The organism is Azospirillum brasilense (assembly GCF_003349955.1).
In the GTDB taxonomy this organism is placed as follows: Bacteria; Pseudomonadota; Alphaproteobacteria; order Azospirillales; family Azospirillaceae; genus Azospirillum; species Azospirillum brasilense_B.
Genome location: NZ_QLKQ01000034.1, coordinates 1 through 21,394, shown reverse-complemented (window position 1 = coordinate 21,394; position 21,394 = coordinate 1). Strand labels below are relative to the sequence as shown.

At 68.1% G+C, this 21,394-nt stretch carries 18 protein-coding genes; 3 read left to right on the top strand and 15 right to left on the bottom strand.

What is annotated here, in order from left to right:
- Positions 1-53 precede the first annotated feature (53 nt).
- Together DXK32_RS16190 and DXK32_RS16185 are read left to right on the top strand one after the other, a co-directional pair.
- Positions 54-905 carry an alpha/beta fold hydrolase gene (locus DXK32_RS16190; RefSeq protein WP_114859455.1) on the top strand — a complete coding sequence of 284 codons (852 nt, stop codon included), beginning with the start codon at positions 54-56 and terminating at the stop codon, positions 903-905.
- Positions 906-963: 58 nt separating this feature from the next.
- Positions 964-1,848: a helix-turn-helix domain-containing protein gene (locus tag DXK32_RS16185; protein WP_114859454.1), complete on the top strand. Its 885-nt coding sequence runs from the start codon at positions 964-966 to the stop codon at positions 1,846-1,848.
- Here DXK32_RS16185 and DXK32_RS16180 read toward each other — a convergent pair.
- From DXK32_RS16180 to DXK32_RS16110, 15 genes are all read right to left on the bottom strand, one after another.
- Positions 1,790-2,503, bottom strand: coding sequence for an IMPACT family protein (locus DXK32_RS16180; protein ID WP_432612349.1), 714 nt, complete (start codon positions 2,501-2,503; stop codon positions 1,790-1,792). The genes DXK32_RS16185 and DXK32_RS16180 overlap by 59 nt on opposite strands.
- Before the next feature lie 8 nt (positions 2,504-2,511).
- Entirely contained in the window at positions 2,512-3,186 is a 675-nt protein-coding gene (locus DXK32_RS16175; RefSeq protein ID WP_114859452.1) for a GntR family transcriptional regulator, read from the bottom strand.
- A gap of 119 nt (positions 3,187-3,305) precedes the next feature.
- Positions 3,306-4,589 carry a TRAP transporter large permease gene (locus DXK32_RS16170; RefSeq protein WP_114859451.1) on the bottom strand — a complete coding sequence of 428 codons (1,284 nt, stop codon included), beginning with the start codon at positions 4,587-4,589 and terminating at the stop codon, positions 3,306-3,308.
- Positions 4,586-5,164, bottom strand: coding sequence for a TRAP transporter small permease (locus DXK32_RS16165; protein ID WP_114859450.1), 579 nt, complete (start codon positions 5,162-5,164; stop codon positions 4,586-4,588). Before DXK32_RS16165 ends, DXK32_RS16170 begins: the two co-directional genes overlap by 4 nt.
- A 32-nt stretch (positions 5,165-5,196) precedes the next feature.
- Complete coding sequence (locus DXK32_RS16160; protein ID WP_114859449.1) at positions 5,197-6,378, bottom strand: mandelate racemase/muconate lactonizing enzyme family protein; 1,182 nt, start codon at positions 6,376-6,378, stop codon at positions 5,197-5,199.
- An 88-nt stretch (positions 6,379-6,466) separates the two neighbouring features.
- Positions 6,467-7,486: a TRAP transporter substrate-binding protein gene (locus DXK32_RS16155; RefSeq protein ID WP_114859448.1), complete on the bottom strand. Its 1,020-nt coding sequence runs from the start codon at positions 7,484-7,486 to the stop codon at positions 6,467-6,469.
- 497 nt (positions 7,487-7,983) lie between these two features.
- On the bottom strand, positions 7,984-8,559 hold the full coding sequence (locus DXK32_RS16150; protein WP_282184591.1) for a helix-turn-helix domain-containing protein: 576 nt from the start codon (positions 8,557-8,559) through the stop codon (positions 7,984-7,986).
- 135 nt (positions 8,560-8,694) lie between these two features.
- Positions 8,695-9,888 carry a hydantoinase/carbamoylase family amidase gene (locus DXK32_RS16145; protein WP_114859446.1) on the bottom strand — a complete coding sequence of 398 codons (1,194 nt, stop codon included), beginning with the start codon at positions 9,886-9,888 and terminating at the stop codon, positions 8,695-8,697.
- A gap of 135 nt (positions 9,889-10,023) precedes the next feature.
- Positions 10,024-11,094, bottom strand: a complete 1,071-nt coding sequence (locus tag DXK32_RS16140) for an arginase family protein (RefSeq protein WP_014199589.1) — start codon at positions 11,092-11,094, stop codon at positions 10,024-10,026.
- 71 nt (positions 11,095-11,165) lie between these two features.
- On the bottom strand, positions 11,166-12,005 hold the full coding sequence (locus DXK32_RS16135) for a substrate-binding periplasmic protein (RefSeq protein ID WP_035681055.1): 840 nt from the start codon (positions 12,003-12,005) through the stop codon (positions 11,166-11,168).
- A gap of 11 nt (positions 12,006-12,016) precedes the next feature.
- Positions 12,017-12,772: an amino acid ABC transporter ATP-binding protein gene (locus DXK32_RS16130; protein WP_114859445.1), complete on the bottom strand. Its 756-nt coding sequence runs from the start codon at positions 12,770-12,772 to the stop codon at positions 12,017-12,019.
- 36 nt (positions 12,773-12,808) lie between these two features.
- The gene (locus DXK32_RS16125; protein WP_035680993.1) at positions 12,809-13,474 is read right to left on the bottom strand and encodes an amino acid ABC transporter permease; all 666 of its coding nucleotides are present in this window, start codon (positions 13,472-13,474) and stop codon (positions 12,809-12,811) included.
- A gap of 259 nt (positions 13,475-13,733) precedes the next feature.
- A complete protein-coding gene (locus DXK32_RS16120) occupies positions 13,734-14,948 on the bottom strand; it encodes a YbfB/YjiJ family MFS transporter (protein WP_114859444.1) in 1,215 nt (404 codons plus the stop codon).
- A gap of 85 nt (positions 14,949-15,033) precedes the next feature.
- Positions 15,034-15,636 carry a TetR/AcrR family transcriptional regulator gene (locus DXK32_RS16115; RefSeq protein WP_114859443.1) on the bottom strand — a complete coding sequence of 201 codons (603 nt, stop codon included), beginning with the start codon at positions 15,634-15,636 and terminating at the stop codon, positions 15,034-15,036.
- A gap of 136 nt (positions 15,637-15,772) precedes the next feature.
- On the bottom strand, positions 15,773-17,143 hold the full coding sequence (locus DXK32_RS16110) for an FAD-containing oxidoreductase (protein ID WP_114859442.1): 1,371 nt from the start codon (positions 17,141-17,143) through the stop codon (positions 15,773-15,775).
- A gap of 698 nt (positions 17,144-17,841) precedes the next feature.
- On the opposite strand from DXK32_RS16110, the gene DXK32_RS16105 reads away from it, so the two are divergent.
- Positions 17,842-21,394 (top strand): beta strand repeat-containing protein (locus tag DXK32_RS16105; RefSeq protein WP_247877184.1); only part of this gene is annotated, 3,553 nt, incomplete at its 3' end.

Here is a 21,394-nt window from a genome sequence, read left to right as displayed (position 1 = left end):
GCGGCGCACCGGATGCCCCGCCCCGCAGCGTTCCGCACACAGGAGCACAGATCATGAGCATGACTCCGGCATCGCCCGCCGACCCGAACCAGCCCGGCTTCCTCGACACGGACGACGGCGTGCGGCTCTTCTACCGCGATTGGGGGGATGGGAGGCCCGTCGTCTTCCTGTCCAGCTGGTCGCTGAACTCCGACTCCTGGGCCTACCAGATGCTGGCGCTGGCGGAGCGTGGGTGCCGCTGCGTGGCTTACGACCGCCGCGGCCATGGGCGGTCGAGCGATCCGGGACGCGGCTTCGACTTCGACCGGCTGGCCGACGACCTCGCCTCCCTGCTCGACCGGCTGGACCTGCGCGGCGTCACCCTGGTCGGCCATTCCATGTCCTGCGGCGAGATCATCCGCTATCTGAGCCGGCACGGCGGCGATCGTGTGTCCCGCGCCGTCCTGGTCGGCACGGTGACTCCAACCCTCGGCCGCACCGACGATGATCCGGACGGAATCGATCCCGCCGTTTTCGAGGCCTTCCGCTCGGAATGCCTGATGCGGGACTTCCCGAAATGGCTGGAGGACAACATTCGTCCCTTCCTGGCGGCGGACAGTTCGGCGGGCATGATGGAGTGGGTGAAAGCGATGGCCTTGCAGGCGTCGATGAAGGCGCTGCTGGACTGCCATCGGGCGACAACGTCCACCGATTTCCGGCGGGAGCTTCCGGGCATCGTCGTGCCGACCCTGCTGGTCCATGGCGATCTCGACGTCTCCAGCCCGCTCGGCATCACCGGGAGGAAGACCGCCGCCTTGATGCCGAACGCGACGCTGACCGTTTACGAGGGGGCGCCGCACGGCCTGTTCCTGACGCACATGGACCGCTTCAACCGTGATCTCCTGGCTTTCCTGGATGCCCGGTAGGCGGCGCTGATACCATGGGTCTGCAAAACAACGCGAACGGCGAGAGGGAGTTGGACCGATGACGCAGGCAGCGACCCGGCACCGTGCGCCGTCCCGGACCGTGCCGCGCCAGCCGATCGGCGAGCTGCTGCGCGCATGGCGCAAGCGGCGCGGCTTCAGCCAGCTCGATCTCGCCTGCGAGGCCGACGTTTCGACCCGGCATGTCAGCTTTCTGGAAACGGGGCGGTCGCAGCCCAGCCGGACCATGCTGCTTCATCTGGCGGACCGGATGGACATTCCGCTCCGCGACCGCAACGCGCTGCTCGCCGCCGCGGGCTTCGCGCCGGTCTTTTCCGAACACCGGCTGGACGATCCGGAGATGCAGGCCGCCCGCCGGGCCGTCGACCTCGTGCTGACCGGGCACGAGCCTCACCCGGCGCTGGCCGTGGACCGGCATTGGACGCTGGTCGCGGCCAACCGGGCGGTCGCCCCGCTGCTCGCCGGCGCCGCGCCGGATCTTCTCCAGCCGCCGGTCAACGTGCTGCGCCTCAGCCTTCACCCGTCCGGGCTGGCGCCGCGGATCGAGAACCTCGCCCAGTGGCGGACCCACATCCTGCACCGTTTGACCCGCCAGATCGACGTCAGCGGTGACCCCGTGCTGACCGCGCTGCTCGACGAGCTGAAGGGTTACCCGGCGCCCGACGGACCCGCCGTCAACGCGTCGAACGGCCGGAACGACCCGCTGCCGTCGCATGACGGCGTGGTGGTACCCTTGCGGCTGCGGACGGAGGCCGGGACGCTCAGTTTCTTCAGCACCACGACGGTGTTCGGAACGGCGGTGGACGTCACCCTGTCCGAACTGGCCATCGAGGCCTTCTTCCCGACCGACAGCGCCACGGCGGACGTCATGCGGCAGGCGCTTGCCCGGTCTCGACCGTCGCCTGACCACGCGAAACATCCGTGATCATGCGGACGGCATCGTCCAACTGCCCGCGGGGAATGGTGATCCGGAGCAGCACGCCGTCGGGCGTGAAGCCGTTGGCCTCGGCAAGCGCCGCGGGAAAGGCGCCAAGCCCGGCCCTGATCCTGGCCTCGTCGGCGAAGGCGCAGGTGACGGACAGGGTGGCGAAGGCGATGATCGGCTGGCGTTCGGCGGCCTGGAGACAGGCCGCCGCGGTGCCGCCATAGGCGCGCATCAACCCGCCCGCGCCGAGAAGAACGCCGCCGAACCAGCGGCTGACCACCACCGCCACCCGATCCAGGCTCTGGCCGTCTATGGCCTGGAGGATCGGGCGCCCCGCGGTTCCCCCGGGTTCGCCGTCATCGTTGGATCGGTAGAGGTCGCCGATCCGGAAGGCCCAGCAATTGTGACCGGCATCCCGCTGGCTGAGCGCGGCGATGAACCCACGCGCCTCTTCCTCGCTGTTGACCGGACCCGCCGCGGCAAGGAAACGGCTTTTCTTGATGTCCTGCTCGAACCGCTCGTTTTTCTTAAGAGTGAACATTGCCTTTTGCCGCCACCATTCCCGCACAGCCCGGAGGCCGGCCTTCCCATGCGCCGATGGAACGTAGTCGTGCGATGGGGAAATTGCGACGGGACCGTTCAGATTTGCGGCCACGCGGTCCTTCAGGCCCGGCCCTCCATGGCCTTCAACGTGCGGTCGCGGGTGGCGATCAGGTGGTCGCGCATCGCCGCGGCCGCTCCCTCGGCGTCCCGGGCGCGCATCGCCTTGCAGATGGCGACATGCTCCTCCAGCGAGGGGTCGAAGGCGTTCGGCACCTTCTCGATCACCGCGTTCCGGCACCAGGCCACCGAATCCCGCAGCGTCGCCATGATGCGGGCCAGCCGCTGGTTGGGGCAGTGGGCGAGCACGAAGTCGTGGATGACCTCGTCCACCTCCTGCAGGCGGGCCTGCCGCTCCTCCTCCGGGGCGGGGCGGCCGGCGGCGATGTAGGCTTCGGTGATCGCCCCCACCTCCGCCTCCGGGGCGTGGGGAGTGGCCAGCTCCGTCACCAGCGGCTCCAGGGCGATGCGGAGCTGGAAGACCTCCATCAGGGCGTTGCGGTCGATCTCCGCCACGAAGATGCCGCGCCGCGGGTAGATGTGGACCAGCCCGTCCGCCTCCAGCCGCTTGGCGGCGTCGCGCAGCGGCGTGATGCTGATGTTCCACAGCGCCTTGTACTGGTCCAGCATCAGCCGCGACCCCGGCGCCAGCCGGCCGGAGATGATCTCGCTCCGCAGCCGCTCGGTGACCTGCTCGCCGATGGAGGCCGTGTCGAGGGGACCGTTGCCGTCGAGCATGGAAGACCGTTCCTCAGTGAATCGCCGCAGACGGAGGCGCCGCGTCAGGTCCGACATTTTAACACCGCGCCTCCCCCGCCTTCAAACCCGCCTTCACGTCCCTGGGGCATCGGGGGCCGTCACCGCGCCGTGAACCAGGCGAGCGGCGCCATCACCAGTTCCGGGAACAGCACCAGCAGGAGCAGCACGGCGGTCTGCGCCAGCAGGAAGGGGCCGACGCCCTTCATCAGGTTCGACATCGACATGCGCCCGACGCCGCAGACCACGTTCAGCACCGTGCCGACCGGCGGGGTGATGAGGCCGATTGCGTTGTTCATGATGAAGAGGACACCGAAATAGACCGGGTCGATGCCGGCCTGCTTGATGATCGGCATCAGCACCGGGACCATCAGCAGAATGGTCGGCGCGAAGTCCAGCGCCGTGCCGACGATCAGCACGATGACCATCAGCGCGAGCATCAGCAGAAGCCGGTTGTCCATCACCGGGGCCAGCAGATCGGCGAGCTGGGCCGGGATGTTGGACGCGGTGATCAGCCAGGCGGAGATGCCCGCCGCCGCCACCAGGAACATCACCACCGCCGTCGTCTTCGCCGCCGACAGCATCAGCCCGTACAGGTCGGCGATCTTCAGCTCGCGGTAGACGACCAGCCCGACGAACATGGCGTAGACCGCGGCGACCACCGCCGCCTCGGTCGGCGTGAAGACGCCGGTCTTCAGCCCACCGATGATGACCACCGGAAGCAGCATCGCCCAGAAGGCGTCGGCGGTCAGCCGCAGCCGCTCGCGCAGCGGCACCTTGGGCGGCGTGGTCAGGATCTCGCGGCGGGCCAGCCACCACCAGGTGATCAGAAGCGCCATCCCCATCAGGATTCCCGGCACGATGCCGGCCAGGAACAGCTTGGTGATGGAGACCTGCCCGGCGACGCCGTACAGGATCATGCCGATCGACGGCGGGATGACCGGCGCGATGATGCCGCCCGCCGCGATCAGCCCGCCGGAGCGGTGGATGTCGTAGCCCGCCTGCCGCATCATCGGCAGCAGGATGGACGCCAGGGCCGCGGTGTCCGCCACCGCCGAGCCGGACAGCGAGGCCATCAGGATCGCCGCGAACACCGCGACGAAGCCCAGCCCGCCGCGCAGGTGGCCGACCCAGGCCATGGCCATGGCGATGATGCGCCGCGACATGCCGCCGGCGTTCATGAACTCGCCGGCCAGCATGAAGAAGGGCACGGCGAGCAGCGGGAAGCTGTTGGCGCCGTCCCACATGCTCTGCACGACGATCTGGGGGTCGAGCATTCCCATGAAGGCCATCAAAGCGAGGCCGGAGACGATCAGCGCGAAGGCGACGGGCAGCCCCAGCGCCATCGCGCCCAGCAGGCTGCCGACGAAGATGACGATGGTCATGGCGCCGTTTCCTTCAGCGTGTTTGGGCTTGCGAGCGGGCCTGGGCCTTTCAGCCGGTTCGGGTCCACCTCGCCCATGCCCTCCTCCTCGACCTGGATCAGCTCGTCGTCGCCGACCTTGCCGAGCGCCAGCCGGACGAGGTTCACGATGCACATCAGCCCGATCACCCCGCCGGTCAGGTAGGTGACGCCGAAGACCCAGATCATCGACAAGCCGGTCACCGGGGCGTGGTTCGTCGCGTTCAGATCGTGCTGGAGCAACGTGCCCTGGACGATGACCACGCAGCAGACCAGCATGATGACCTGATTGATCGCCCAGCAGACCTTTTTGCCGGCGCGCGGCAGCAGGCGGACCAGGGCATCCACGCCGAAATGCGCCCCTTCACGGAAGCCGATCACGGCGCCGATGAAGGTCATCCACACGAACAGGAAGCGCGGAAGCTCCTCCGACACGTCGATGCCGCTGTTGAAGACGGCGCGCAGCACGACGTTGCCGAACACCATGACCAGCATCGCGGCGATGCACACCACCAGGATGCCGTCGAGGAGTCTGAAGAAGAGGGTGCCGTTCCACATCACGGATCTCCGGCGGGACGTCTCCAACCCGGTCACGCGCTGCGCGACCGCACGGTGTAGCGGGCGAGCTGGTCGGGATCGACCTCCACACCCAGCCCCGGCCCGCCGGGCACGGCGAGGCACCCGTCCACCAGCGTGAAATTGTCGACCAGCAGGTCGTCGCGCAGCGGGTTGTGGGTGCGGTCGAATTCCACCATCGGCTCGTTCTGCAGCGGCACGCCGAGCGCCGTGTAGGGAACCAGCGGCGCCGTCGCCAGCGCCTGGAGCGCGGCGGCGAGCGCGATGCCGGACCCCCAGATGTGCGGGACGGTCATCACGCCGTGGGCGGTGGTCAGCGCCAGGATCTTCTGCCATTCGGTGAAGCCGCCGGCGCAGCACAGGTCCGGCTGGGCGATGTCGATGCAGCCCTCGGCCAGCAGCTCGCGGAAGCCGAAACGGGTGTATTCGCACTCGCCGCCCGCGATGGGCACGTCGATGGAATCGCGCACGCGGCGGTAGCCCTGGCGGTCCTCCGGTGGCACCGGCTCCTCGAACCAGCGGACGTCGAACCGTTCCAGCGCCCGCCCGATCCGGATGGCGCCCGCCGTGTTGTAGGCGTGGTTGGCGTCGACCATGATCAGGGTGTCCGGCCCCAGCACGTCGCGGACCAGCGCCACCCGCTCGATGTCCTGGGCGATCGGCAGCAGGCCGATCTTGATCTTGATCGCCGGCAGCCCGGCCTCGCGGTAGCGCTGCGCCTCCTCGGCCAGCGCCGCCATCATGCGCGGCGTGTCGCGGAAATAGTCCGGATAGTAGCAGCCGGTGCCGTAGGCCGCGACCTTGTCGCGGAAGGCGCCGCCCATCAGCGCGTGCACCGGCCGGTCCAGCGACTTGCCCCACAGGTCCCACAGCGCGATGTCGATGGCGCTCAGCGCCTCGATGTAGGTGCCCTTCTGGCCGAAGTCGCGGCAGAAGGCATAGAGATCCTCGAACACCCGCACCGGCTGGTCGGCGCGGCGGCCGATCAGCCGGGGGGCCAGCACGTCGATGATGCAGCTTTCCGGCGGTTCCGCCGGGCCGTACTGCCCGCCCTCGCCCCAGCCGACCAGACCGTCGTCGGTGGTGATGCGGACCAGCAGGCTGTTGCGCTCCGGGAAAGCCGCCTGGGAGGAATAGAAGGTCTTCGCGTTCAGCGGAGTCTTCAGGACGAAGGTGTCGATCTTTTTGATGAGCATCGGGGGTCCCACGGGGAGATCGGGCGTCGGGCGGGCGCACGGTCCCACGGGCGGACTCGCGGCCCGCCCGCGGGTCACGGAACGTGCGTTACGGGTTGGCCTTGCGGAGCTGGGCGAGTTCGGATTGCAGCAGGGTCATCGTCTCGGCGCCGATGGCCGCGGCGTGCTTCTCGTAGACCGGCGCCACCTTCTGGAGCATGCGCTTGCGCTCCTCGGCGGACAGCTCGTTCACCTGCATGCCGAGCTCCTTCAGGCGGGCCAGCGACTTCTCCGACTGCTCGCGGTTCACCCGGCGCTCCTCGGTGCGGGCCACCGCGGCGCAGGACTGGAGCACGTCCCGCTCGGCCGACGACAGGCCGTCCCAGATCTTCTTGGAGTAGAGGATCACCGCCGGCGTGTAGGCGTGGTTGGTGACCGACAAATACTTCTGCGCCTCGTAGAACTTGCCGGTCTCGATGTTGGCGTAGGGGTTCTCCTGCCCGTCGACCGCGCGGGTTTCCAACGCCGTGAACAGCTCGCTGAAGGCCATCGGGACGGCGTTGGCGCCCAGCGTGGAGAAGGTGTCCATGAACACCGGATTCTGCATCACGCGGATCTTGGTGCCGCCCAGATCCTCCCATTTCTGGATGGGCCGGCGGGAGTTGGTGAGGTTGCGGAACCCGTTCTCCCAATAGGCGAGATTGACCAGCCCGACGCCCTGGAGCTTCTCGGACAGCTGCTGGCCGACGGCGCCGTCGAGGATGCGGTCGGCCTCCGTCTCGTTCTCGAACAGGAAGGGCAGGTCGAAGACGCCCATGGCCGGCACCAGGGAGGCGAGTGGCGAGGTGGAGGCCACCACCAGGTCCAGCGAGCCGCCGCGCACGAGCTGCACGGCCTGCATGTCGCTGCCCAGCGCGGCGTTCCAGAAGCTTTGGATCTTCATCTTGCCGCCGGACTTCTCGGCCGCGCAGGTGGTCAGCGCCGAAACCCCGGCGGCGAAGGGGTGGTCCTGAGCGACGGCGGCCGAGAGGCGCATGGTGCGCTCCGCGGTCTGCGCCGTGGCCGGGACGGCGGCGAACAGCGCCGCCACGGCGACCGTCAGGACGATGGGCAGTTTCTCGACGTTCATAGGGGGCGTTCCTCCGATCCGCATTGTTCAGGGGACCGGTTCTGTGCCGGCCCCGAAAGGTTGGTGACGCGCACAATGCCTGATGCATCAGGCATTATCAAGATCATTCGCGTGCGAAACCAACCCGTCGCGTCGCGGACGGGTGAGCCGCCGGAGGCGGGCATCGAAGGGGGAGTGTCTTTGGGCTTTGCGGAGTCCAGGCCGTCCGACGCCGTTCAAAGCCGAAGCGGCGCGGCGGCATCGGAGGGCGGATTGGAATCACGACGGCGCGCCAGCCGTCGGCAGACGCGCGGATCGCTCAGTTTCCAGTCCGGAAAAGATGTCAATGCGGAGGGTGCTGCCCGACCCATGGCAGTGGTCAGCCGGGGACCCGGCTGCAAAGCGGCCTGTGCCTGGGTCCCCGAATTCTTGCGGTTTGCACCCTGCTCCCGCGCCTGTCCGCAGCGGCCGCGCCGGACACGGGAGCGCCGGACATGGCAGCGCCGCCCACCGGAATCCTAGAAGGTGGGCGGAGAGTTGAGCCACAGGACCGCGGCCGGAACGGTCCCCGGATTGGCGTAGCCGTGGGGAATCTCGGACGCGAAGAACGCGGCATCCCCCGCGCTCATCCGGGTGGTCTCGTCGCCCAGGATCAGGTCGATCTCACCCGACAGCACATAGACGAACTCCTCGCCCGGATGGGTGATGCAGCCGTCGGAACGTCCCCCGACGGCCACATGATGGATGTTCACCTGGAAGGAGCTGCCTGGGGCGAGCACGGACAGCGCTTCGAGCTGCACACCGTCCCGCCCGCGCAGCAAGCCGTCGGACAGGATGGGGCGATCCCCGTTGCGAACGATGATCGCCGGCTGGGCCCGCTCGGTCGGCAGCAGGTTTCCGATGTTGGTGTCGAGCGCCGTGGCGATCCTGTGCAGCGTGTTGAGCGATGGCCGGGCCTTGCCCTTCTCGATCTTCGACAGCAGCGCCACCGAGCAGTCGCAGCTTTTCGCCAAGCTCGACAGGGTCATCTTGCGCGCCACGCGCAGCTCATGGAGCCGTCTGCCAAAATTTTCGGACAGAAATTTGTCCTGCATCATCCTCGACTTTCACGCTCCGCGCAGTTTTTCCCGAAAACCGTGCCGAAACACTCCGGCGCCGTCTTCGAAGGCCGTCATCCTATCGTCCCGGACCAACCTCCGCCACAGCGATGGGGTGCCGGGAGGGTCCGTTTACAGGCTCTCGGCGCAGGCGAAAACGGCCTGCGCGAGCACATGGGCGCCCAGCACGATGTCGTCTGCCCGCGTGTCCTCCACCGGCGTGTGGCTCCGCCCGCCGATGCTCGGCACGAACAGCATGGCGGTGGGGACGCTTTGCGCCAGCACCATCGCGTCGTGGATCGCCCCACTGGGCAACGGCATCGACCCGGCGCCATGGGCATCGGCGGCGTCGGCAACCAACCTCCGGAGCGTGGGGTCCAGCGACACCGGCGCCAGACGCCCGGCTTCCTCCAGCGAAACCCGCACCCCCTCCTGGCCGTCGAACTCGCCGACCAGCATCGTCAGCGCGGCGCTCAGGTCGTCCAGCGCCACTGGGTCGAGGTCGCGGAATTCGAGCAGAAGCTCGCCACGCTCGACGACGACGTTCACGGCGCCGGGCTGGAGCGACACCTTGCCCAGGTTCCACACGCTGTCCGCCGAGCCGGCTTGGCGGAAACGGTGGTGGCAGGCGTCGGCGAAGCGGTAAAGCAGGCGGGCGGCGTCGCGGCGCAGCGCGATCGGGGTGGTGCCCGCATGGTCGGCGCGGCCGTCGAACCGCACGGCGTAGCGGCGCATGCCGAAGATCCCGGTGACCACGCCGATGGGGAGTCCGGCGGCCTCCAGCCGCGGCCCCTGCTCGATGTGGGCCTCGAAGAAGGCGCGGTGCCGTTGCGGATCGAGGCGGATCGGCGGGGTGGCGTCCAGACCGGCGCTGGTCGCCTCCTCGGCGAATCCGGCCGGCAGACCAGGGAGGTCGCCGCAGAAGGAGCGGCTGCCCAGACAGCTCAGGAAGCGGCCCTCCTCGTCGGAGAAGTCGATCAGGTCGATGCCGACCGGCGCGCCGGGGTGGGCCTCCATCCAGGCGCGGGCGATCTCCAGCCCGTAGGCGAGGCCGAGCGTGCCGTCCAGCCAGCCGCCGGTCGGCACGCTGTCGGAATGGGAACCGATCAGCACCGATCGGTCGGCGCCGGGGGCCGCGCCATACAGGTTGCCCACCGCGTCGATGGTCGCCCCAAGACCGATCTTTTCCATTTCGCCGGCCAGCCAGCGGCGGGCCGCCAAGTCCGCCGGAGAGAGCGCGGGTCGGCAGACGCCGGACCCCACCGCGCCGAATCCCGCCAGGGTCCGCAGGGTCGCCAGAACGGCGTCGCCATTGACGTTGAGCATCGATCGGTATTCCCAGCGCCTCCGCCGCCGACGGACGGGACGCTTCACAAAGTTCGGAAGAGGGAAAACGGTGGAGAAGGGGCGGGGAGCGTTCAGGCACCGGGGCACCGGCGCCGCTCCCCACCGCCGGTTTCGTCAGGTTCCGGTCTGGCCGGCCTTGCGCATGGCGAGGCCCGCGAGGAAGTAGGTAACCGCGTAGACGATGACCCGGTACATGATCGCCGACCCAGGTGGGATGCACAGGAAGGACAGCCCGTCGCAGCCGCGCTTGCCGACCTCGTGCGCGATGCGGATCGCCTCGTAATCGGTCATGCCGATCGGTTCGGCCAGTTCGCCCAGGATGTCGCCCTCGGTCGGGCCGGCGCCGCCCAGAACGTCCATGTCGAAATGGGCGTAGACGCCGGCGGTGCCGTCGTAGGCGTGGCGCAAATTGTCGATCACGCCCTGGATGCCCAGCTCCGTCCGGATCTTCCACATCGGCATGAAGCAGGCGCCGTTGCGCAGATAGTGGCGGACGATCTCCGGATTCTCCAGCATGCCGCGCTCACCGATCTCGACGAGGTTGCGGATGGCGTAGCTGGGACAGTCGCGGAACAGCTTGTCCTTCCAGTTGGTCGAGCCGGCGACGTGGTCGTTCATGGTGGCCCAGTCGTAGGGCCAGCAATCCCAATGGGTGTCGAGGCTGATCATGCCCACCGGCCCCTTCACATGCTCGGCCACCGGCCGGCCGATCGCGTAGGAGGCGCAGGGGGAGTTCTGGCCGATGACGATCGGCACGGCGCCGGCGGCCAGCGCCGCCTTGACCTTGCGCTCGACGCCCTCCTGGGCTTCCAGGATGCGTTCGACCGTGCCCTCGTAGCTGGCTTCGAGGGGGATGTCGACGTCGCCGTAATCGACGACCTTCAGATGCTCGAAGATGTCGAGGTCGAAGTCCTGCACGTAGCCGCCGCGGTAGCGGATCGACTGCTGGCGGACGCGGACGGTGGCGGCCAGCCATTCGGCCTTGTCGACGCCGCTGTACTTGGTTCCCCAGCCGGCGGCGAAGGGCGCGCCGATGATGACGGCGTCGGCGCCGGCCAGATCCTCGTCCCGAATGGCGTAGGGGACGCCGAGGAAGGTCGGCATGTCCGCCTTGATGCGGGGAAAGTGGGTCGTGCGCCAGGTTTTGCCGGCCAGGGTATCCTGCCAGCTCGGGTAATGCGGCATGGACGCAGATGTCCTCTTCGGGGGTTTTCAGGGCAACCGCTTGTGGATCGGGTCGGGCGGCTGGCCGGCGATCAGGGAGCCTGCTTGGGGAATTCACGCAGGGCGGGCTCGTTCACGTAGCGGCCGCCGGTGATGTACTTGGCGGCGATCACGTCCCACTGGCCGGAGGTCAGCAGGTTGTCGAGCCCGACGTTGAGGACCGACTGCAACTCGCTGTTGCCCTTGCGGACGGTCCAGGCGATCGGCAGGAAATTCACCGGCCGGTCGTTGAACAGCATCTTTACGCCGGGCTGCTGCTCGGTGAAGCGGGTGGCGGTGAACAGATCCTCGAAGCTGGCATCGGCGCGGCCGGCCGCCACCTCCATGAAGCCCGCGGTCAGGTTGCCGCCGGCCAGCGAGGTCATCTTGGCGTTGGGGATGGTGCGGCGCACGAAGTCCTCGGCGGCCGTGCCCTGGACCACGGCGATGCGCACGTCCGGCTTGTTCATGTCGGCCAGTGAGGCGAAGCGCGCCTCGTCGTTCTTCACCACGGCAACGCTGCCGAGATAGAAGATCGGCTTGGTGAAATCGACGACGGTGGCCCGCTTGACGGTGGCGAAGGTCGCGCCGATGGACATGTCGAACTGGCCGGCCTGCAGCCCGGCGACGAAGTTCGCCCAGGTCGTCTCGATGAAGACCGGGCGGACGCCCATCTGCTCGGCGATGGTGCGCGCGGCGTCCACGTAGAAGCCGGTCAGTTCGCCCGTCTTGGGGTCCTTGGCGGTTCCGGGCGGGGAGGGGATATAGCCGATCTTCAGCTCGCCCTGCCGGACGATCTTCTCGACCTCGCCGGCGGCCTGGGCCTTGACGGCGCCGAAGGTCACCAGGGCGCCAACCACCAGCGACGAGATCAATGTGCGGAATGCGGACATGTTCAGCCTCTTCAATGCAGGACGCGGGCAAGGAACGCGCGGGTCCTCGCGTTGTCCGGGTTGGTGAAAATCTTGCCTGGTGGTCCCTCTTCGACGATTCGGCCGCCTTCCATGAAGACGACCCGGCTCGCGACGTCGCGCGCGAAGCTCATTTCGTGGGTGACGATCACCATGGTCATGCCCTCGGCGGCGAGTTCGCGCATGGCGGTCAGCACCTCGCCGACCAGTTCGGGGTCGAGCGCCGAGGTCGGCTCGTCGAACAGCATCAGGCGCGGGCGCATGGCCAGGGCGCGGGCGATCGCGGCGCGCTGTTGCTGCCCGCCCGACAGCTTGGTCGGACGGACGTCGCGCTTGTCGGCCAGCCCGACCTTGGCGAGAAGCTGCTCGGCGTGGCGGACCGCCTCGTCGCGCGCGACGCCCTTGACCTGGATCGGCCCCTCGATGACGTTCTGGAGCGTCGTCATGTGGGGGAACAGGTTGAAGTTCTGGAAGACCATGCCCATTTCGGCGCGCAGCCGGTTGGTCTGGCGCTCGGTGGCCAGCCGCCGCTGGCCGTCGGCCTCGACGTAGCCGACCAGCTCATCGCCGAAGCGGACCTCGCCTTCGTCGTAGCGTTCCAGAAAGTTGATGCATTTCAAAAGCGTGCTCTTGCCGGAGCCGCTGGGCCCGATGATCGCCACGACGTCGTGGGCCTGCACGTCGAGATCGATGCCGCTCAGGACGCGCGCGCTGCCGTAGCTCTTCCCGAGGTTGGTGATGCGCAGCATAAGGGAAACTCCACCGGAGGATCGTGCGAGGATCGGTCAGGCCCGCATCTTCAGGCGCCGTTCCAGGCGCTGCGACAACCAGATCCAGGGGTAGGTGATGATGAAGAAGAAGATCGCCAGGAACGTGTAGACCTCGAGAGGACGGTAGGTCGTGGCGATGAGGTTGTTCGATTCCTGAAGAAGTTCGTAGACCGCGATCATCGATCCGAGCGTCGTCAGCTTCATCAGGTTGGCGAATTCATTGATCAGCGGCGGGATCATCTTCTGCCCGGCCTGGGGCAGGATGATGCGGCGGAGCGCCGTGAAGTGATTCATGCCGATGGATTTGGCGGCGAGAAACTGGCCGGTGTCCACCGCGTTGATGCCGGCCCGCACGATCTCCGACACATAGGCGCCGGAATGGATGCCGAGGGCGATGATGATCGAGGTCATCGCGCTCAGTTGGTAGCCGAAGATGATCGGGAAGCAGTAGTAGAGCCAGACAATCTGCACGAGCGCCGGAGTCGCGCGAATCATCTCGACATAGACGGATGTGACGGATCTTATAAAGATGCCGGACGATTCTCGGCTCACACCGACCAAGAGGCCGATGAACAAACCGATGGCGGATGACAGTAACGTTATCTGGAGTGTCGTAATGGCGCCGCGTGCAAAAATCGGCCAATACTCAAGTATTATGGCGAACTGCCATTCGTACCCCATCGCCGATGCCCCTGTTCATGGTCTGGCTTTGTCGCCGACCTAATTTTGAATGACATTCAAAATGCTCGATTGATTTGGCACTGTCAATGGGGTTTCGCGATGCGTGGGACATCGGTTTCGGGCTTTCGAAACACTCAATCAGGGGTGGTGAAATGGGCTGGGGCTTTCTCTTGATTCCTTGGTGCGCGGAGGCGCCGCCCGAGCAATACGGGGGCGCCCGGTGCCCGGGACGGTCGCTCCCGTCGCGTTGGCGACCCGTTCAGGCCGTGCGGTGGCCGCGGGCGTTGGTAAGGATGTCGGTCCCCAGCGCCACCGCCAGCGCGACGGCGCCGCACAGGAAGACCGCGGCGTAGTTCCCCCCGCTGTGGGCGAAGAGATAGGAGTAGCCGTAGCCGCTCAGCGCCTGGAACAGGGCGAAGGCGGTGGTCGCCCGGCTCCAGGCGGCGCGCTGCTCCGACGGGCTGCGCGGCAGCAATTCATGGATGCGGCCGAGCACCAGGGGAACCACGCCCGGCGTCAGGGCGCCGAGGACGACCGTTGCGGCCCCGACCACCAGCGGATGGCCGCTGAGCGCCAGGGCGGCCACGGCGACCGCCTGGAGCAGCAGCGCGATGCGATAGGCCGCCGCGTAGCCGATCCGGTCGGCCAGCGACCCGGCAGCCACCGGCCCGGCCACCGACGCCGCGCCGTAGAGGACCCAGAAGAGGGCGCCGACATCCGCGCCATGGTTCAGGCCGCGGGCGACATAATCGACCAGCAGCAGCATGACCGGCACCAACCCCAGCGCGTTCAGCGCGTATTCGGCGTAGAGCGAGCGGAGGACGCGCCCCTCATGCCGCGGGGCATGCTCCACCGGCGGAGCGGCAACCGCCTGCGACGGGGCCGATGGCGGCCAGCCGAACCAGGACAGGGCGGTCAGCAGCAGCGACAGACCGCCCAGCCCCAGCCAGGTCTCGTGCAACCCCAGCCGCATCAGGGCCGGCACGGCGGTGCCCGAGGCGGCGATCCCCAGCCCGATGCCGAGGAAGATCATGCCGCTGACGAAGCCGCGCCGCGCCGCCGGGACGTGGGGCAGGATGCTGGTCGCGACCAGGACCATGATGGCGCCCCCGGCCAGACCCGAGACGAAGCGCCATCCGAAGAACCAGCCGAGCGAGAGCGGGTAGGCGCAGGCGATGAAGGCGAGGGAGGCCGTCAGCATCAGCGCCCGCAGCAGCGCACGGTTGGGCAACCGGCTGGCCAGCGGCCGGCCGAGCAGGGCGCCCGCCAGATAGCCGGCGAAATTCGCCGCACCCAGCGTCACCGCGTCGGCGGCGGAGAACCAATGGGCCTCGATCAGCGACGGGACCAGCGGCGTGTAGGCGAAGCGGGCCAGCCCGACGGCGACGAGGCTTCCCGCCATGCCGGCGAGGGTCGCCATCCAGGCGGCGCCGTCGAGGTGGTCCATGGCCGCGGTTGCGGATGTCCTGTTCATGGGCGTGCGTCCCTGTTGCGGCTCCGCTGCGGCGGGCCGCCCGTTGACCGGGAGGAATGGGAAGGGGGGTGGGCCGCCGCGGCGGTCAGGGGTCCGGCATCGGCGGCAGTCCCAGGCTGGCCAGGGCGCCGCGCGCCGCCCCTTCCAGCAGGTCGCGTTCGGGGCGGATGCGGGCCAGGACCCGGATGCCCAGCAGGGTGGAGAAGAGCAGGCGCGCCGCGTCGTCGTCGGGAATGCCGGCCGGGATCGCGCCGCTCCGCCGCCCCGTGACGATGCAGCGGCGGAAGAAGTCTTCGATGGTCGTCAGTTCCGCGTTCAGGAAGTCACGCAGGTCGGGGTTGTCCGGCGCGACCTCCAGCGCGGAGTTCACCAGCAGGCAGCCGCGCCGGCACCCGTCGCCGAGCGATCGCTCGATGCTTTCGCGCAGGAAGCCGGCGATGGCGGCGGCCGGCGATGCCGCCGCCTCGTGCCGGGCGATGCGGGCGCGCAGCGAGCCGTCCAGGTAATGCTCCAGGGCGCGGCGGAACAGCGCCCGCTTGTCGCCGAAGGCGTTGTGCATGCTGGCGAGCGTCATGCGCATGCTGTCCGCCAACTCGCGGGTGGAGGTCGCCTCGTACCCCTGGGTCCAGAAGCGGTCCACCGCCGCGTCCAGCACCGCCGTCTCATCGAACTTCCGCGGCCGAGCCATGGGTCCCGCCTTCCGAACCGGTGTTTTAGATCACATGATCCAAAATACGCCGGGCGGAGCGGCGGTCAAGGTCTTTGCCATCGTGCGAGCGCGGGACTGCCCTGCGCGGCCGCCGTTGCTCGCCGTTGTTGAGCCGTTAATCCAATGGCTTCAGTTCGCCCAGCAGGGTCGGCAGCAGTTCGGCCACCGTGGGGTGGATGTGGACGGCGCGCTGCAGGGTGGGGTAGGGCGCCTTGGCGTACATCAGGTCCAGCACGCCGTGGATGGCCTCGTCGCCGCCGGGACCGAGGATGGCGGCGCCCAGGATTTCTTGGCTGTCGGCGTCGACGACGATCCGCATGAAGCCCTGCGTCTCGCCCTTCTCGACCGCGCGCCCGACGCGCGTCATCGGTCGCATGCCGACCAGCGCGCGCCGGCCCGAGCGGCGGACCGCCTCGTCGGTCATGCCGACGCGGGCGAGTGGCGGGTCGGTGTAGAGCGCGTAGGCCTGGATGCGGTCGTCCACGCTGCGCCGATCGCCGTCGAGCAGGTTCGCCGCGACGATTTCGAAGTCGTTGTAGGCGGTGTGGGTGAAGGCGCCGCGTCCGTTGCAGTCGCCCATCGCCCAGATCCCCGGCACGCTGGTGCGCAGCGCATCGTCCACCGTGATGAAGCCCCGGGCGTCGGTCGCCACCCCGGCGCGGTCGAGGCCGAGGTCGTCGGTGTTGGGCGCGCGCCCCACCGCCAGCAAAGCGTGGCTTCCCACCACCGATGGCGCGCCGGAGGCGCAGGTCACGCCCACCTCCACGCCGTCGTCGTGGGAGGCGAAGCGGATGCAGTCGGCCGACAGGCGGACCGTTACGCCTTCCGCCTCCAGCAGGTCGCGGATCGCCGCGGAAACGTCGGGGTCCTCGCGCGCGATCAGCCGGTCGCCCTTCTCCACGACGGTCACCTCGGCGCCGAAGCGGCGGTACATCTGCGCGAATTCCAGGCCGATGTAGCTGCCGCCGACCACCACGAGATGCCGCGGCACCCGGTCGAGGCCGAGGATCGTGCCGCTGGTCAGGATGCCGACGTCGCGCACCCCCGGCATGTCCGGCACCGCGGCGCGGGCGCCGACGTTGATGAAGATGCGCTCCGCCGTCAGCAGCTCGTCGCCGACGCGCACGCTGTTGGCGGATTCGAAGCGGGCGTGGCCTTGCAGCACCCGGCAATTGGGCATGCCGCGCAGCCAGCGCTCGACATTCTCGCGCGACCGGCCGGAGACGGCGTCCTTGCGCGCCTTGACCTTGGCCATGTCGATCCGGACCGGGCCCTCCAGGATCACGCCGTATTCGGCGGCCCGCTGCGCCATCCGCGCCACGCGGGCGCTGGCGATCAATGTTTTGGTCGGGGTGCAACCGGTGTTCACGCAGGTGCCGCCGAACAGCTTGCGTTCGATGACCGCGACGGTCATGCCGGCGGCGGTGAGGCGCCCGGCGAGCGGTGGCCCGGCTTGGCCGGCTCCGATGATGATGGCATCGACCATGGCATGCTCCTGCAACCGGACCTGGGAGTGACGGACCGTCGCCGGAGGGATGCCGGTGCCGATCGGACCCGGAGAAAACCTAAGTGTGGCCGGCGACTGGTCAAGATCGGGCAATCGGTCGGCGGAGTTCCCCTTGGCGGCGGAGTGTCCCTGCCATGGGCGCCGAGGCAGAGAGGCCGATCCAGGGAGGCCAGTCGCTGCGCGTGACGCGGCCGGACCAGCCTCCAATCCCCTCGGAGGCCGCGCGGTTTCCCGGTGAGGTTCGAGTCGCGGCGGCTGCGCGCTTCGATGGAATCCAAACCCACATCCGTGGTCGGACGGGCTTTTCGAAAGCTGGCCCTCTCTCCGAACAGGGCTTCCGACGTCAGGAGCATTCGGCGGGCGGATCACGGTTTTGTTCTCGAACCGTTTCCATCGGGCCGGAGTCGCTCGCCGGATTGGAAACTTTTGGTTTTGAACTCAATTGACAGTCGATATCTGTCCGTGCGGATAATTCTATGTGCACCGATGTATGCGTGTTCTCGTGTCGAACAAGAAACAATATGAAAAGTAAGGATTCGGGCGCGCATGTTCCATTGTTACTGTTCGGTAACACGCCCGGGAAGGGCTTTATATACCATTAATTAGCTCTTGATGGCTCATTGATCCAATCAAGACCGGTGTGCGTGCCGGCAGCGTTGCGTGAGGGAAGAAAGACCGTGGCGAATCCAACCTTCACAATGATCGGCACCAACAGCTACGGCCTCGCCGACACCGGAAGCGAGGCCGCCCCGGTGCTGGTCGACCTTGATGGTGACGGTGATCTCGACCTTCTGGTCGGCAACGCCGACGGGAACACGCTCTTCTTCCGGAACACCGGAACGACGCTGTCGCCGACCTTCACGCTGGACAGCACCAACCCGTTCGGAATCACCAACGTCAGCGCGGGCGGCGCGCTTCCCTCCTTCGTCGATATCGATGGCGACGGCGATCTCGACCTCTTCGTCGGCAACCACGCCGGCACCACCCTGTTTTTCCGCAACAACGGCACCTCGGCGCAGACGCCGACCTTCTCGCTGGAAGGCACCGGCCTGTTCGGCATCCAGAGCGCCGGCGGTTACGGAGCGCCGAGCTTCGCCGACCTGGACGGCGACGGCGCTCTCGACCTGCTGATCGGCAATTCGAGCGGGGACATTTTTCTTTACCGCAACACCGGCTCGAGCCTGTTGCCGACCTTCACGCTGGCAGGAACCAATCCCTTCGGCCAGACCCGCAACATCGACGGCTACGCGTCGCCCGTGCTGGCGGACATCAACGGGGACGGCCTCGTCGACCTCATTACGAAGAGCATCGTCTACGTCAACGTCGGCACGGCGGCGGCGCCGACCTTTTCGTTGCTCGCCACGAATCCCTACGGGGCCATCGGCCCCGGAGCGTACCCGCGGCCGGCGCTGGGCGATCTCGACGGCGACGGCGACATTGATCTGGTGGTCGGCGTCGACGGCGGCGATGTGGAGTATTTCCGCAACGTCGCCCCGGTGGTCGTGACGCTGAGCGATGGCGGAAACACGATCGCGCTGTCGCAGATCAACACGCTGACCGGCGGCACCGGCATCGACGTCGTGTCACTGGTCGAGATCGGGGCGACCTACACCGTCTCCGGGGTCGAGACGCTGACCGGCAGCTCCGCCACCGACCTGGTGATCCTGGGCGGTGCCGGCAACACGATCCTGGTGAGCCAGGTCGAGACGCTGATTGGCGGTGCGGGCACCGACATGGTGACGCTGGGCTCGCTCGGCAACACGATGCTGGTGGGCGGCGTCGAGACGCTGACCGGTGGGATTGGCACCGATGTGGTGACGCTGAGCAGCAGCGGCAACACGATGCTGGTGGAGGGCGTCGAGACGCTGACCGGCGGCATCGGCACCGACGTGGTGACGCTGGGCGACAGCGCGGGCAACACGCTGACCGTGTCGAAGCTGGAGACTCTGACGGGCGGCGTCGGCAACGACGTGGTGACGCTGGGCAGCGGCGGCAACACGGTGCTGGTGACCGGCGTCGAGACGCTGACGGGCGGCACCAACACCGACGTGGTGATGTCGAGCAGCTTCGGCAGCACGGTGCTGGTCCGGCTGATCGAGCAGGTGCTCGGCGGCTCCGGCACGGACAACGTGACGTTGGGCACCGGCGGCAATTCGTTGCTGATACGGGGCGTTGAATCTCTGACCGGCGGTGCCGGCGCCGACATGGTGACTCTGGGCACCGGCGGCAACACCGTGTCGGTGAGTCTCGTCGAAACACTGTTCGGTGGCACCGGCGCCGACATCGTGAGCCTCGACAGCAACGGCAACACGCTGTTGGTCCGGTTGACCGAGACGATGATCGGTGGGGCCGGCGCCGATTTCGTGACGCTGGGCAGCGGCGGCAACACCGTGTCGGTGAGTCTCGTCGAAACGCTGATCGGCGGCAATAACGCCGACACCGTGAACCTCGGCAACAGCGGCAACACGCTGACGATCCGGCTGTTGGAGACGGTGATCGGCGGTTCCGGCACCGACGTCGTGACCGTGGGCACCGGCGGCGCCACGATGCGGGTGGGCGGCGTCGAGACCTTGACCGGCGGTGTCGGCACCGACGTGGTGACGCTGCTCACGGGTGGGAACACACTGACGGTGTCCCTTCTGGAAACGGTGCTCGGCGGCACCGGCGTCGACGTCGTGACGCTGGATGGCGCCGGCGGCACCATGCTGGTGAACGCTCTGGAAACGGTGCTCGGCGGCACCGGCACCGACGTGCTGACGGTCAGCGGCTCCGGGTTGACCGCGCTGGTCGGCGGCATCGAGACGCTGAACGGCGGCACCGGCGTCGAGTTCGTGACGTTCGTCGACGGCGGCAACACCATGTCGGTGTCCCGGCTGGATACCCTGATCGGCGGGTCCGGCACCGACGTGGTGTCCTTCGGCACGACGTGGGGCAACACCCTGCAGGTGAGCCTCGTCGAAACACTGATCGGAGGCACCGCGACCGACGTCTTGCTGCTGAGCAGCGGCGGCAACACCATCGAGGTGTCGCGGATCGAGACGCTGCTCGGCGGTGCGGGCACCGACGTGGTGACGCTGGGCGGCGGCGGCAACACGCTGCTGGTCCGGTTTCTCGAGACGCTGACCGGCGGTTCGGGGACCGATGTGCTGACGCTCGCCACCGGCAGCAACGTGATGACGGTGAGCGGCGTCGAAACGATCAATGGTGGCTCCGGCCTCGACATCGTTACGCTCGGCGACAGCGCGGGCAACACGCTCACCGTGTGGCGGATCGAGACGTTGATCGGCGCGTCCGGCACCGACGTGGTGACGCTGGGCAGCTTCGGCACCACGTTGCAGGTGGACGGGGTCGAGACGGTGGTCGGCGGCATCGGCACCGACCTGGTGGAGCTGGGCAGTTCCGGCAACACGCTGCTCGTCAGCGGCCTCGAGACGCTGACCGGCGGCATCGGCACCGATGTGGCGACGCTGGGCGACGCCGGCAACACGCTGCTGGTGAGCGGCGTCGAAACGCTCGACGGCGGCACCGGAACCGATGTGGTGACGCTGGGCGACAGCGCTGGCAACACGCTGACGGTGGCTGGCGTGGAGACGGTGATCGGCGGCGCCGGCACCGACGTGGTGACCTTCGCCCCGGTCGGCAACCAGGGAACGCTGTTCGTTTCCGGCGTCGAGACCGTCTACACGCCGTTCCAGACCTTGACGCTCAACGGCGTTGACACGCTGATCGTCCTGCCCGCCAGCCCGTCCGCCCCGGCGCTGAGCCCGGCGTCGGACAGCGGCGTGATCGGCGACGGGTTGACGAATGCGGCGCAACCCACCCTGACCGGAACCGCGGAAGCCGGCGCGGTCATCCATCTCTACGGAAACGGCGTCGAGATCGGGACAGGGACGGCCGACGGCTCGGGCGTCTGGTCGGTGGTTCCCGGCACGACGCTTGCCGACGGGAATTGGACACTGACGGCCAAGGTGGCTGTGTCCGGTGTCGAAAGCGGTGTGTCTGGCTCCCTGCTGGTGACCATCGACACCAGCGCCGATGCGCCGACGAGCCTTGTCTTGGCGACGGCATCGAACAGCGGATCGACATCGGACACGCTGACCAATGTGACGGCTCCGGTGATCACCGGGACGGTGGGCGAGGCTGGGGTCGTGGTGCTGTACGAGGGCACGACGGCCCTGGGCACGGTGACCGCTGCGGCAGGTGGCGCCTGGAGCATCACCGCGGCCTCGC